We start from the raw sequence: 15,039 nt of genomic DNA, 5'->3' as shown, positions 1-15,039 counted from the left end.
ACTGCAATTAGCCCAGCTGGGTCATGAAGACATCATGACGCCGCCGTTGGTTACGAGCAAGCCCCAACCGGGTGTCAGGGTGTGACGCTTTCGAGTGATACCGGCGCGCCGCCCCGTTCCAGGGAGTGGCTCACCGCGTCCAACACGGACAGCACTCGCAGCCCGGCCGGGCCGTCCGTACGGGGGGCCCGCTGCTCGCGGATGGCCGCGGCGAACTCGCCGACCATCGACGACAGCGCCTCCTTCTCCGGCAGCGCGGGGACGGTGATGTCGCCGAGCCGGTACGACACCGTCGCCGCCCGTCGCTGCTCCTCCGCGTCGGCGGCCTGGATGGCCAGGTCGACGCCACGATCGTGGATCGCAATCCGCTGCTGCGGGTTGAGGTCGTCCCAGACCAAGGTGCGCCGACTGCCGCCGATCACCATCTGCCGGATCTTGGTGGGCGAGAGCCAGTTGACGTTGACGTGCGCGATCGCGCCACCGGGCAGCGGCATCGAGAGGTAGCCGACGCAGGCCTTGCCCGCGCCGAGCGGGTCGGATCCGTTGGCCGACACCGACTCCGGAGCCAGCCCTCCGGGCAGGATGTAGTCGAGGATGGACAGGTCGTGTGGCGCCAGGTCCCAGAACACGTCGACGTCGGGCTGCACCAGCCCGAGGTTGATCCGGACCGAGTCGATGTACAGGATGTCGCCGAGCATGCCGTCGGCGACCACATCGTGGATGTACTGAACGGCAGGAGTGAAGCAGTAGGTGTGATCGATCATCAGCACCCGGCCGGCCTCGTCGGCGGCGGCCACCATCGTGGCAGCCGCTTCCGGGGTGTCGGCCAGCGGCTTCTCCACCAGGACGTGTTTGCCGGCAGCCAGCGCCTTCAGCGCCAGCGGCGCATGGGTGCGGGCGGGCGTCGCGATGGCCACGGCGTCGATGTCGTCTCGCTGCAAGAGCCGATCGATATCGGTCTCCACCTCGACCGTCGACCGAGCGCCGATCACCTTGCGTGCCCGCGCCTCATCGAGGTCACAGACCGCCACCAGGTCCCAATCGGATGACCCGCGGAAGTTCCGGACCAGGTTGGGTCCCCAATAGCCGGCGCCGATGACGGCCCCCCGGTACTGCTCCGTCATTGGTTGTCTCCATTCCCCGACGCGCTCGCGTCGGTAGCGCCGACCTCGTTGCCGGCTGCCGATCCACTGATGATGGTCGTGCTGGTGCTTGCCGCGGTAGTCCCCGTGACTGACTGAGATGTAGTTGTTGCAGTCGACGATGCCGTGGGCGCGGCATCGTCCGTCGGCGCACTGGGGTGCGTCGTGGTTGGTGTCGCCGGCGCGGTCGAACCGGCCGGTGGTGCGGAGCTGGTCGGCGCGCTGCTCGACGACGCTGTGCCCGGCGAGGTGCTCCCCGGCGTCAGTGGCCCCGTCGAGGTCGGAGTCGTCGTGGTGACGGCGGTGGTCGTCGACTCCGGCTCCCGGGTCGGGTTGTCGGCCACCCGGTTCGCCGCGGCCTGATCGGCGGGGTCGTTCGGCACCACCAGGACGATGTCGACCCAGAAGTTCGTCAGCGACGCATTGGTCGGGAAGGCATTGCCCGGATAGTTGTAGACGCCACCGCCGGCCGGAATGTGTAGATACCCGGAATCGATGCCCGCTGCGAGTCCACCGGACGTCACCGCGTAATGACCGTGCGGAGCGGTGTAGCTGGCGGTGTAAGTGGCACCGACCGTGATCGGCACGGGTGTGTCCAGCCGGACGGAGCGCCAGCCAGTGTCGGTGCTGGTCGACTGCCCCGAGCCGATCTTCGCCCCGGTCGCGTCCCAGATCGCCACCGGCTGCGGGCCGGTGTTCCCGGGTCCGGCGTAGAACTTGACGGCGGTGACCATGCCGGCCTTGTCCGAGGTGAATCGGATGCCGAGTGCGACGGAGTCGGAATCGTTCCAGGCCGGCGTGTCCGGGGTGGCGGAATCCGACCAAATGCTGCTGGCCGTTCCCGGCGGCGGCGCTGGGACACTGGCGAATGTCCAGGTTTTCGGCTCGGCCATCGCCACGCCTGAGGCACTTGCTGCCGATACCGAAGCGGTAAACGACGTGCCGTAGGCGAGCGCGGTGGTCGGGGTGAAGGTCGCTGTCCGGGTCGCGGCGTTGTACGCGACTCCGCCCGAAACCTGACCGCCGCCGGACGCCGTCACAGTGAATGTGAGCGATTGTGGGTCGATCGCGCGGGCGAAGGTCGCCGTCACCGGCGCATCGATCTCCGCGGTGGACCCGGCGGCCGGCGTCAGGCTCGTAATTTGCGGAGGCGTGGTGTTATCGGTCTTGAAAACAACGTCCACGTAATAGTTGCTGTTGTTATACGTCGAATTCGGGAATGCGTCGCTACCGTATCGGTAGGTTCCGGTCAACCCGGTGAGTGGTGTGTTGGTGACCGGCTGGTCGAAGTAATCCAGCGCGACGGAGTAGTGCCCGGTGGGCATGAAACTAGAGGCCACGTAGGTGGTCCCGCCGGTGATCGCCACCGGCGTCGAGAACTGGGCGGTCTGCCAGCCGGGTGGCTGCTCGGTGAACGTCAGTGATGCCAGCTTTGTCCCGTCCGCGGTGTACAGCGCCCCGGTATGAGTACCGGTGTTCGCACCATCCCGGTAGTACTTCAATCCGGAGATGAATCCATCGGACTGAGCGGTGAAGCGCAGGCCAACCGTGACAGCTCCGGCATCACCGGAGTCGGAAAGTGCGGGTACCAACGTCGAGGAGAACAGCGAGCAGGGGCACGCAGTAGCGCCAGAGGTGGTGAAGCTGGTGACGGACGGTGCGGACATCGGTGTGCCGGCGAGGCTCTTCGCTCCGGACACCTTCACCGTGTACGTAGTGCCGGACAACAACGGAGTAGCCGGGACGAAGGTCAGTGCCGAACCGATGGACTCCTGGCTCGCCGCGCCGACCACGGCGGCACCGTTTCCGTCGGTCACGGTGATCAATGCCGATCCCGGCTGGATCTGGGTGGCGAAGCTGACCGTGACGGTGGCCGTCGATGGCACCGAGGTGGCACCGTTGCCCGGATCGACCGAGGCGACCTGAGGTGCTGCGGCCGGGTCGACGTTGAAGACGGGATCGACGTAGAAGTTGGTTTGTGAAGTGGACGTCGGCGCACCGGTGCCGTAGGTATAGCGACCGGCGCTGTTCGCTGTGTGCAGCGGCGAGCGGCTGATCGGCGAGACGAGACCGCCCGAGCCGACGGAATAGTGACCCTGAGGTGCGCGATAGGACGCCGTGTAGGTCTGGCCCGGGACCACGTCGACCGGGGTGGCGAAGGTGGCCTGCTGCCAACCGTCGGTGCTCTCCTGGGCAGCAGTGGCGGTGGCAAGCCGGGTCCCGGCGCTGTTCCAAAGGCTGACCGGATGTGCTCCAGGGTTGTCGGATGCCTTGAAGTAGCGAACTCCGGTGATCTGGCCGGCAGTGTCGACGGTGAACGCGGTACCCAGTTCGACAGAGTCGGGGTCGGCCGCTGAGGCGCCGGCCGGAACGTCGCCGTCATCGAAGAGGGTGCACGGACAGACACCGGGTGTCTCGGGAGCCTTCGCCGAGGTGAACGTCCAGGTCTCCGGTGCCGGCATCGGGCCGACTCCCGGCGCGGAGGCGTTGAGCCTGGCGGTGTACGCGACACCTGGCGACAGGGATTGTGTCGGGGTGAAGGTCACCTTGCGGGTCGTGGCGTTGTAGCTCACCGCGCCGGCAACCGGCTGATGGTCGGCAGCAGTGGCGACGGTCAGATCGATGGAGGACTGATCGATCGCTCGGGAGAAGGTCGCGGAGACTGCGGTGGCAACCGGGACGCTGGTCGAGCCGTCGAGCGGAGTCACGGTAGCGACCGACAGCGGCGTCGTATCGGTCGCCGAATAGATGACGTCGACGTAGTAGTTGGTCTGGTCCCATGACGTGTCCGGCATTCCGTTTCCGGTAGCGAACACACCGTTGAGGTTGGTCGGTCCGCCCGGAGCGGTCAGGACGCCAGCGCTGTGCGAGCGCGCGGCGAAGTATCTCGCGTCCGCGGAGTAATGGCCGTTCGGTGCGCGGTAGGCGGCTACATAATTGGCGCCTGCAGAAACGGGGACGGCACTCGGGAACGTCGCTGTTTGCCAACCGGTCGCGGTCTCATCTTTGAATGTCACGGTCGACAGGACGGTGCCGTCAGCGGCGTACAGCGTTCCTACGTGGGTGCCGGTGTTGCCCGCGCCCTTGTAGAACCGAAGGCCGGTGATGAACCCATCTGCCGAGCTGGTGAAGTTCATCCCGATCGTCACCGCATCCGAATCATCCGCGGACGGCGTCGTCGGAACACTCGCCCCGAACAGGCTGCACGGGCAATTCACCGTCAGCGGTAGGTTTGTCGGAACTGCCTGGGTGTTCCCGCTGTCGTCGGTGGCGCGGACACGGACCGCCTGTGCGCCGGTCCCGGTGACGATGCCCGTGTAGCTGTACGAAGAGGTCCCCGATGCGGGGTGCCAGCTCAGCCCGCCGTCGACGGATACCTCGACGCCGGCCACGCGGCCGCCGCCGGAGTCGGACGCCGTGCCGGTGACGGTGATCAACGATCCTTGCGGGATGGCAGAGTTCGGGGCCGGCGCGGTGATGGTCGAGGTCGGGCCCGTGGTGTCGGTCGACTTGCTGGCCGGCGACAGGCCGGCGATCAGCGACGTTGCGCCGGCCCCCATGTCGGCCAGCAGGTTGACGGTCGCCTGCTGCATGCGCGGGTCCGCAGCGGTCGCGGTGCCGTCGTGGTCGCTGTCCAGCCCCCACGCCCACTGCACCGTTCCGGCACCGAACACCAGAGCACCGCTGGGTGCCTTGTACATCGTCAGGTGATGCGTGGTCGTCCCGGGGGCAACCCCAGTTTGCGAGCCGAAGTCCTGCAGATACTGGGGCGTCGGCCCGGTCGTCGTCGACAATCGAACCAGGCCGGCAGGTCTGGACCCGTTGTCGATATCTTCATCGGATTCGTAACCGATGGTGTGTGCTGCGAGGGCCGTGCTGGTCCCCGCCGGCTGACTGGCCAATGCCGTGTTGCGCCACAGCCGGAACTTGCCCTCGTCCGCAGACACCGTGATTGGAAGATCGGTGAAGTTGGACATGTACATCGTGCCGGTGAGCGCGTTCTCGGGGCCGTGCCCGTTGCCACCGAACCGTGGATCGCGCCACGTCGCTGTGGCCTCCACCGGGTCGATCGGCGCGTTCGCCCAGGTGTCCTTGTAACAGACCAGGGTGCGGTTGGCCGTGTTATTTCCGTCTTCGCTGGGTTCCCAGCGGGTCTTCCAGTACACCTCGTTCCCGGAGAAGAATGCGAGATTCACCCCCGCATCCCGGGCGTTCTCCACGTTGGTACGTTGCCCCGCAGACCAGTACTCGTCGTGACCGACCGACAGGAACGCCTTGTGATTGGTGAGCAGGTTGCCACGGATGTCCGTGTCGAGTCCGGAGATGTAGGACAGGTCATAGCCGTTTGCCTCGAGGAATCGGATCATCGGATACTCGTTGGAGAACAGGAAGTCTCGTCCCCCTTCCCAACCTCGGGTGGCGAAGGGGCGGTTGTAGGAGACCTTGTACGCACGGCCGTTGCCCTGACCGACGTAGAAGTCCGACCCACCATAGGTGTTGTACGCCTGCCAGGTCGGATCCGACGTCTGGTAGACGATCTGCGAGTGCGATGAATCGTCGCGGACGATGAACGGAATGTGGCTCTGTCCGCCGTCGTCCGTACGAACGAGGTTGGCGATGTACACACCGGACACCGCAGCGGCCGGGACCGCCCACGAGGCCGACACGCGCCAGGTTCCGCAGTCGTAGATCTCCGTGCTCTCGTCAGTGGCACAGGCCGGTTGATTGTGCGCCAACGAAGCGGTCGGGTTGACCGTGTCGACCAACCGAGCCCCGTCACCCTGGTAGTAGCCGAGCCGATAGATTTCGATCCGGTACGCCGGCGCATCGGTAGTGATCTTGAACTGCACCGTCTGGCCATGATTCACCGAGATCTGCGTCGCGAAGCCTTGGATCGAGTCGTCACCCGCGCCGTCGACGTCCCAGACATCTTCCGGGGTGCCCGGCAGCTGGTTCTCGCAGTAGACCGCGTTGCCGGTGCAGGTCGCTGCCTGCGCTGCGGGCGCGACGAAGATGATCAACCAGAACGCCATGCCGGCCACTGTCAGGATCGACAGTGGCCGTACGAATGCGGATCGTGTCATGTCAGTACGCGCCTCTTCTGCCGAGCACGGCAAAGAAAGTTTTCCAGATGATCAACAGATCACCGGTGAAGGTCCAGTTCTCTACGTATCTCAGGTCGAGTCGGATCGACTGCTCCAGGCTCAGGTCCGACCGACCGTTGATCTGCCACAGGCCGGTGAGTCCCGGAGTCACCAGCAGCCGGCGCTGCCCGGCCAGTTTGAATCCCTCGAGTTCCTTCTCCAGACAGGGCCGCGGTCCGACCAGCGACATGGTCCGGTTCAGCACATTGATCAGCTGCGGTAGTTCGTCGATCGAGTACTTGCGGATGAACGCTCCGACCTTGGTGACCCGCGGATCGTTCTTGCTCTTGTAGAGCACCCCGTTGCCGTCGTTGTCCGCCGTCAGCACATCGTCGCGCTTGTCGGCACCGACGCTCATCGACCGGAACTTCCACATCGTGAAGTGGGTGCCACCGCGGCCGACCCGCGCCTGCTTGTAGAAGACCGGCCCGCGATCCTCGCGCTTGATCGCGATGGCCACGATCAGGAACAGCGGCGAGAGCACAATCATCGCCAGACCCGCCGTCAGCAGATCGGTGGCCGTCTTGAACACCCGCTTCCAGCCGGTGAAGGTCGGTTGCTCAACGTGCAGCAGCGGCATTCCGACGAACGGGCGGATGTGCAGCCGTGGTCCGGCCACCTCGACCAGGCCGGGGTCGACCAACAGCTCGACTTCGGTCCCTTCCAGCGACCAGGCCAGCGTCCGCAGGAATCCCTGGTCGGTACCCGCTGTCACCGCGACGGCGTCGACCCCGAACTCGCTGATCACGGCGGCCACGTCCTCCAGATCACCGGCCAGCGGCAGCTTCGCCTCCTGCACGGCGGTGATGTCGTCGCCGGCGGGCACGCACACGGCAGCGACGCGCATGCCGCTGTGCGCCTCGCGAGCGAACGTGTCGGCGAGCGTGGTGACTGCCCGCGAGCTGCCGACGAGCAGCACACTGCGCACGTCCTGCCCCTTGGACTGCCTGCGGTGCAACGACCTTCGGCTGACCAGACGGACCAGCAGGCTCAGCGCTGCCATCGCCGGGACGGTGACCAGGACCGTGCGCACCCAGGTCTCCGGGAACAGCGCCGCGGCGAAGCCACCCACGGCGACGCACGCCACCAGCGCCTTGAACACCGACCGCAGTTCGTCGCTGCCCACGCCGATCCGGCTGTGGTCGTACCCGTGCAGCATCCCGATCGCCAGCGCCCAGACGGGAGCCAGCACCAGCGCCACCATTGGCAGATCGCCGAACGCGCCGAACATCGACGGAACGGCGTTGGCGATCAACAAGCCGACCGCGCCGACGGCGACGTCTGCTCCGATCAGCAATCCGACGTACCGCCGGCACCATGCCGGGAACCGTCGTGCGCCGTTCCCGCTGCCCGGGTCGACCACGCGTGCCTGGACGGTGTCGGTCGGCTCGCCCTCGAGCGAGCGGGTGTCCTCGTCGTAGTCCAGGGCGTCGATCTCGCGCGCCAGTTCGTCGAGTTCGTCCAGCTCGATCTGCTCGGCCCTCGCCAGCTTCGCCGCCGACCGGCGTGCGAGCAGCGCGGTCTCACCTGCGGTCTTGGTCTTCTGCCCCATGGGTAGCGTCTTTCGCTCGGTGGCTGCCCCAGACGCTGTGCGGGCTCGCTCACTTACTGTGATGGGCGAATCCACTGTGTCCCCCGATTTGGCGGCCGAATTGATCACTGCGAGTAGACCTTATGCCGAGTCTAGCCGGATCCCTATACCCCAATCGGGTCGACGGCTGCTCGAACGAATGAATCTACTACACGGAGTGAGCAGATGGCGTCTTGGATACGCCAATCAGGGGTCAATGCCACACCTGCGAGGAAGAACGATTACTGCACGCCATGGACCCTAGAGCACGCCTGGGTGGCATCGAACGTGTTTCCGCAGGTCGACGTCCTGGATGGATCGAGGGTCTTCGCACCGACGTGGGCGTCACCCCCTCGAATGGAGTAACGATGACGACTCTCTGTCGGCACGACGATGGTCGGCAACATTGCGACGGCTGAGCCCACCCGATCGGCCGCAATCAGGCTCGACAAGGCCACGAAGAACGTGCGGCGAGTCGCGGACGCCAGAGCGAACAGGCAGCGGATCAGGCAGCGCGAATCCAGGCAGCGCGGATCAGGCAGCGCGAATCCGGGCGGTGCGGATCCGGGCGAAGAGAGTCAGGCACCCACCGGCGCCGGCGCGAGATCGCGCAGCACTCGCCCGCAGTACTCCAGCAGCGCGACGTCCCGCAAAGCCGGCGCGGCCATGCCGCTGCCCTCGGTCGGGGTGCGCAGCGTCAGCACGCCGTTCGCCGGCTTGTACTTCGATCCCGGGTACAGACGGGCCATCCGCAGCTGCACCGAGTCCGGGAGCTCGAGCTTGCCGAACCGCAACCCTTGCGGACCGAGCACCACCTCGGTGAGCCCGGCGGTCCTGGCCAGCTGGCGGAAGGTGGCCACCGCGAACAGGTTCTCCACCTCGGCGCCGAACGGCCCGTACCGATCCAGCAGCTCGGCGCGCACGGCCGCCAGTTGTTCGGCATCGGTGGCCGCGGCGATCTTGCGGTAGCCGTCCAGCCGGAGCCGTTCGGTAGGGATGTAGTCGTGCGGCAGGCTGGCGTCGATCGGCAGTTCGATCCGCACCTCGGCCGGCTCCTCCTCGACCACGTCGCCGGACGCCGCCCCGGCGGCCTTCTTGAACGCCGTCACCGCCTCGCCGACCAGCCGGACGTAGAGGTCGAAGCCGACCCCGGCGATGTGCCCGCTCTGCTCGGCTCCCAGGATCGAGCCGGCACCGCGGATCTCCAGATCGCGCATCGCCACTGCCATTCCGGCGCCGAGGTCGGAATGCTGCGCGATGGTGGCCAGCCGGTCGTGTGCGGTCTCCGTCAGCGCCTTCTCGCCCGGGTACAGGAAGTAGGCGTAGCCACGTTCGCGGCCGCGGCCGACCCGGCCGCGCAGCTGGTGCATCTGCGACAGGCCGAGGATCTCGGCATGGTCGACGATCAGGGTATTCGCGTTCGAGATGTCCAGGCCGGTCTCGACGATGGTGGTGCAGATCAGCACGTCGAAGTCCCGCTGCCAGAAGCCGTTGATCACCTTCTCAAGGGCGTCCTCCTTCATCTGGCCGTGGCCGACCGCGACCCTGGCCTCCGGCACCGCCTCGCGGATCCGCTTGGCCACCGCGTCGATGTCCTTGACCCGGTTGTGCACGAAGAACACCTGCCCGTCGCGCAGCAGCTCCCGGCGGATGGCCGCGGCCACCAACTTGTCGTCGAACGCGCCGACATAGGTCAGGATCGGGTGCCGCTCCTCCGGCGGGGTGGCGATCGTGGACATCTCACGGATGCCGGCCAGGGTCATCTCCAGGGTCCGCGGGATCGGGGTGGCCGACATGGTCAGCATGTCGACGTGCGCCCGCAGCGCGGTGATGTGCTCCTTGTGCTCGACGCCGAACCGCTGTTCCTCGTCGACCACCACCAGACCCAGATCCTTGTACCGGATGCTCGGCTGCAGCAGCCGGTGGGTGCCGATGACGATGTCAACGCTGCCGTCCGCCAGGCCGGCAACGGTCTGCTTCGCTTCGGCATCGTCGGTGAACCTGGACAGCCCGCGAACCGTCACCGGGAACGCCGACATGCGCTCGCTGAACGTCGAAAGATGTTGCTGCGCCAACAGTGTGGTCGGCACCAGCACCACCACCTGCTTGCCGTCCTGCACCGCCTTGAACGCCGCCCGGACGGCGATCTCGGTCTTGCCGTATCCGACGTCGCCGGAGATCACCCGGTCCATCGGGGCCGGCTTCTCCATATCGGCCTTCACCTCGTCGATGGCGGCCATCTGGTCGGGAGTCTCGGTGAACGGGAAGGCGTCCTCCAACTCCCGCTGCCAGGGGGTGTCCGGCGCGAACGGGTGGCCGGGCGCCGACGCCCGGGCCGCGTACACCTGCACCAGCTTCGCCGCAATCTGCCGGACCGCCTTGCGGGCCCGGCCTTTGGTCTTGGCCCAGTCGGAGCCGCCGAGCTTGTTGAGCGCCGGCACCTCGCCGCCGACGTACTTGCTCAGTTGGTCCAGCGCGTCCGTGGGTACGAACAGCCGGTCCCCCGGATGCCCGCGCTTGCTGGGGGCGTACTCGACCACCAAGTACTCGCGCTGCGCGCCGCCGCTGGTCCGGGACACCATGTCCACGAACTTGCCGATGCCGTGCTGGGAGTGCACCACGTAGTCGCCCGGGGTCAGCGCGACCGGGTCGATCGCGTTCCGCCGACGGGACGGCATCTTCACCGATTCCGGTGCGGCGCCACGGTTTCCGGTCAGGTCGGCCTCGGTCACCACCGCCAGGTTCGACGCCGTCAGCTCGAAGCCGTCGTCCAGCCGGCCGACCGCGACGGTCACCACATCGGCCCGCGGCTGCTCCGTCATCGGCGGTGTCGCGACGATCACGCCGAGGTCGGCCTCGGCCAGCCGTTCCGCCGCTCGGCTGGCCGTGCCGGCCGCCGGCACCACCAGCACGGTGCGCCCGCCCTCGGCCATCCGGCGCTCGCTGTCGGCCACCGCGGCCTTGATGTCGCCGCGGTAGGGGGTGATGGCCCTGGCGACCGGATGGTCGGCGGAATCCTGGCTGGCGTCCTCGGTGCCGAACGGGGCGAGCCGCCACAGCGGTAGGTCCGCATCCCGCACGGTGTCCAGCACGTCGTCCAATTCCCGGTAGGCAGATTCACCGAGGTCGATCGGCGCCTTGCCGCCGGTGGCCGCCGCCATCCAGGAGGCGGCCAGGAACTCCTGCCCGGTGCGCACCAGATCCTCCGCCCGGCGGCGGATCCGCTCCGGGTCGGCCAGCAGCACATGCGTGCCCTCGGGCATCAGGCTCGGCAGCAGGACCAGCCGGCCCGGCATCAGCGCCGGCAGCAGCGATTCCATCCCTTCCACGCCGACGCCGTCGGCAATCTTCGCCAGCATCTCGGCCAGCGTCGGGTCACCGGTGGCGTTCGCGGACAGCGCCGCCGCGTGCTGCCGGACGTCGTCGGTAAGCAGGATCTCCCGGCAGGGGGCGGCCTCCAGCTCGTCGACGTCGCCCATCGAACGCTGGTCGGTGACGGCGAACTCGCGCAGCTCGGTGACCTCGTCACCCCAGAACTCCACCCGCACCGGGTGCGGCGCCGTCGGTGGGAAGACGTCGAGAATGCCGCCGCGGACGGCGATCTCGCCACGCTTCTCCACCATGTCGACCCGGGTGTAGGCGAGGTCGACGAGGCGGTTCACCAGCTCGGTCAGGTCGACCTCGTCGCCGGCCCGCAGCCGTACCGGCACGATGTCGCCGAGACTCGGCGCCATCGGCTGGATCAGCGACCGGACCGTCGTCACGACCACCTGCAGCGGGGTTTCGGTCGGATGCGCCAGCCTGCGCAGCACGGCCAACCGCCGGCCGACGGTGTCGGCCCGGGGAGAGAGTCGTTCGTGCGGCAGCGTTTCCCAACTGGAGAAGATCATCGCCGTGTCGGGGCCCAGTAGGTCGGTGATCGCGTCGGTGGCGATCTCGGCCTCCCGGCCCGTGGCGGTCACCAGCAGCACAGTGCTGCCGGTGCCGGCCAGCGCGGCGGAGACGAACGGCCGGATGCCGGTAGGACCGACGATGGTCCTGGCCGGGGCACCGGCGCCGGCGGTGATGTCGGTGAAGAACGGATCGGCCAGGACCGTTTCCGTCAGGCCGGACAGTGCTGCTGGATGGCCGACTACTGTGCTCACTCGGGTACCTGCCCTCGATCGACTGCGAACCGCGCACGTCCGGGACGGGGCACGGCAGAAACCCCCGTTCCGCAACCGGAGGGGGGTCGCTACCAGCCTAGCGCTGCCGGCCGCCAGGTGTGGCGGTGACCGGCGGTCAGTGTTGGGCGAACATCGGATGGGTCGGACGCCTCCGGGATCGACCGGCCATCGTGTATCCAAGGGTGCCAGTCGGTTCTCTGGAATGTTGCCGGTCAGCGCCGGAACGACCACATCGACCGGTCGAGCGATCAGGGTTCAGAAGCTGTTGACACGGACGTCCGTTCGCCCAACGATCAAGACGTGGCGGTCCGGTCAGGTGACACGAGCGGCCAACCAGACAGGAGTCCCGATGAAGGCGCTTCTCCGAAAGGGATTAGTTGCCCTAGGTGTGCTGTCACTGGTGGCTGTCGGAGCGGCGACCGGAACCACACCAAGCGTGGCTGCTCCAGCAGGCACGCTCCACTATCCGGACCTGCAGAACATCATTCCGCCGAGCGACATGTCAATCGTCCAGACCGGCACCGGCAGAGAACTGCGCTACACCCATCTTCTGTACAACGCCGGTTCCGGGCCGCTGGAGATCAAGCCGCTGTACAACAACGCCTCCGGCGACTACCAGGGCCTGCAACGGATCTACACGCACGACGCAGCCGGGAACTGGACGATCGCCAAGCAGGTGCGGATCGGTGGGGCGTTCGTCTACCACGCCGAGCACGGGCACTTCCACTTTCCGATGGCCGCCTTCGGTCTGTATACGGTCGCCCCCGGCGGCGGGGTCGGCAATCCGGTAACCATGAGCCCGAAGAACGGCTTCTGCATCGCGGATTCCTACATTCTCGATTCAACGTTGCCGCATTCCGGCACGTTCGGCTACAGCGGCGGCACCTGCACCGACCCGACAGCCATTCGCGGGATTTCGGTCGGTGGCGCCGACGAGTACGACTATCGCGACCCGGGCCAGTCCGTGCCGATCGACGGCGTTCCGGACGGAACCTATTGGTTCCGTGCCCTCGTCGACCCGTTCGATTACTTCCAGGAGAGCAACAAGGCAAACAACGAGACGGACGTCAAGGTCCAGATCAGTGGCACCACTGTGAACACACTGGAGACCGTCCATCCGGACTCGACACCGCCACCGGCCACGTTGACCGCGCCGATCGACGGATCGCGCGTGGCCGGGACAGTCACGCTGGCTGCCGCCACCCCGCCCGTGGGCAGCAAGGGGGTCCAGTTCATTGTGGACGGAGCGCCGGTCGGCAGCGAAGTGACTGCCCCGCCGTTCAGCTACTCCTGGGACACAAATGGGTTGACGAACGGCGCACATTGGCTCGCAGCGCAAGTCACCGATGCCAACGGCACCATCGGTACGTCGCCCATTGCCGAGGTCACGGTTTCCAACGGCGCCGCGCCTCCTCCGCCGCCGCCGGCGGGCGTCCTGGCACTCGACCAACAGGCAAGCAGCGATGGGACCGGCCCGGTGACCGCCGAGCTCTCGACGGGAGCCGCGGGTGATCTGCTGCTGGCTTTCGTCGGTGGAGATGGACCCGGCTCGGCGGCGGAGTCGGCGAAGATCAGCGGCGGTGGCCTGCAATGGTCACTGGTCAAACGTGCCAACAGCCAGAGCGGCACCTCCGAGATCTGGCAGGCAACCGCCCCCGGCCGGCTGTCGGACTCCGCGATCACTTCGACCCTCGGCTACGGCGGGTACGACCAGTCGCTGACGGTCGTCGCATTTTCCGGGGCGGCAGGGGTGGGAGCTGCGGTCGGAGGGGGCTCGCGAACGGGTGCCCCTGGGGTGAACCTCACAACGACCGCGGACGGCTCGTGGGTCTTCGGCGTCGGAAACGACTACGACCGAGGGATGCCTCGCACCGTTGGCGATGGGCAGCGGTTGGTGCACCAATGGGTGGACAGCCGGACTGGGGACACGTTCTGGGCGCAGTCGCGCGTGGCGCCGACTCAGGCTAGCGGAACCCTTGTCCCGCTCGGCGATCCGCAGCCGACCGGAGACCGTTGGAACCTGGCCGCAGTCGAGGTGCTGGCCGGCTCGCCGCCCCCGCCACCGGACACCACCGCACCGTCGGTCACGATCAGTGATCCTGCGGCGGGTGCAACGGTCTCCGGCAACGTGCCGGTCGCGGCGGTCGCGAGCGACGACGTCGGGGTCGTCGGTGTGGCGTTCCGCGTGGACGGCTCACCGATCGGTGTGCCGGTGACTTCCCCACCGTTCATGACCACGTGGGCGACCGGATCCCTGTCCCAAGGGCAGCACACGCTCACCGCGGTTGCCTCCGACGCTGCCGGCAACACGACAACATCCGCACCGGTCAGCGTGAACGTGGACAACTCGGCGGCTCCGATATCCCAGATACGGATCGATGCGCAGGTATCGCGGGACACCTCCAACACCATGACAACACCGGCGTTCTCGACCACGCAGCCGGGCGACGTGCTGGTTGGATTCGTGGCCTATGACGGGCCGAGTTCCGCATCCCAGGCCGCGACGGTGTCCGGGGCCGGGCTGACCTGGACGCTGGTCAAGCGCAGCAACATCCAGGCGGGCACGGCCGAGATCTGGTCAGCGAAGGCGACGGCGGTACTGACCGGTGTCACGGTCACCGCAGTCCCGGGCAGAACCGGTTACCACGGCTCGTTGACCGTCATCGCCTTCAAGAATGCCGGCGACGTGGGCGTCGCCGGCGCGGCCAGCGCGCCGACCGGCGAACCTGATGTCTACCTGCCGGGGGTCGAGCCCGGCTCGTGGGCATTCGCGGTCGCGAACGACTGGGACCGGGCCGTTGCCCGGACACCGGTCAGCGGACAGATGCTCGTGCACCAGCGGGTCGACACGTCCGTCGGTGACACTTTCTGGGTGCAGTCGACTGCAGCTCCGAGTACCACACCCGGGGTCGTTGACATCCACGACTCTGCGCCGGCGAACGACAGGTGGAACTACTCAGCCGTGGCAGTACGTCCGGCCGCGACCGGTTGAGCGACATCTGCCCGAGCACACCCGG

General features: G+C 67.3%; 5 protein-coding genes. 1 reads left to right on the top strand and 4 read right to left on the bottom strand.

Features of this window, described 5'->3' with window-relative positions; genetic code table 11:
- Positions 1-74: 74 nt before the first annotated feature.
- The 4 genes from K340_RS0116495 to mfd form a co-directional block, all read right to left on the bottom strand.
- Complete coding sequence (locus K340_RS0116495) at positions 75-1,124, bottom strand: Gfo/Idh/MocA family protein (protein WP_029137528.1); 1,050 nt, start codon at positions 1,122-1,124, stop codon at positions 75-77.
- Positions 1,121-6,226, bottom strand: a complete 5,106-nt coding sequence (locus K340_RS30745; protein WP_051266589.1) for a DUF4082 domain-containing protein — start codon at positions 6,224-6,226, stop codon at positions 1,121-1,123. Before K340_RS30745 ends, K340_RS0116495 begins: the two co-directional genes overlap by 4 nt.
- Before the next feature lies 1 nt (position 6,227).
- Complete coding sequence (locus K340_RS30740; protein ID WP_051266587.1) at positions 6,228-7,838, bottom strand: sugar transferase; 1,611 nt, start codon at positions 7,836-7,838, stop codon at positions 6,228-6,230.
- Between the two features lie 596 nt (positions 7,839-8,434).
- On the bottom strand, positions 8,435-12,001 hold the full coding sequence (mfd, locus tag K340_RS0116480) for a transcription-repair coupling factor (protein WP_029137527.1): 3,567 nt from the start codon (positions 11,999-12,001) through the stop codon (positions 8,435-8,437).
- Between the two features lie 457 nt (positions 12,002-12,458).
- On the opposite strand from mfd, the gene K340_RS0116475 reads away from it, so the two are divergent.
- Positions 12,459-15,014, top strand: coding sequence for an Ig-like domain-containing protein (locus tag K340_RS0116475; protein WP_161632124.1), 2,556 nt, complete (start codon positions 12,459-12,461; stop codon positions 15,012-15,014).
- Positions 15,015-15,039 lie beyond the last annotated feature (25 nt).

Source organism: Nakamurella lactea DSM 19367, from assembly GCF_000426645.1.
Lineage (GTDB): Bacteria > Actinomycetota > Actinomycetes > Mycobacteriales > Nakamurellaceae > Nakamurella > Nakamurella lactea.
The sequence above is the reverse complement of the archived record's forward strand: the minus strand, read 5'-3'. Positions and strand labels throughout refer to the sequence as shown.

What these genes read in the sequence shown, in the direction of transcription:
- K340_RS0116495 (WP_029137528.1), bottom strand. Translation starts at nt 1,124, where the DNA reads ATGACGGAGCAGTACCGGGGGGCCGTCATCGGCGCCGGCTATTGGGGA.
- K340_RS30745 (WP_051266589.1), bottom strand. Translation starts at nt 6,226, where the DNA reads ATGACACGATCCGCATTCGTACGGCCACTGTCGATCCTGACAGTGGCC.
- K340_RS30740 (WP_051266587.1), bottom strand. Translation starts at nt 7,838, where the DNA reads ATGGGGCAGAAGACCAAGACCGCAGGTGAGACCGCGCTGCTCGCACGC.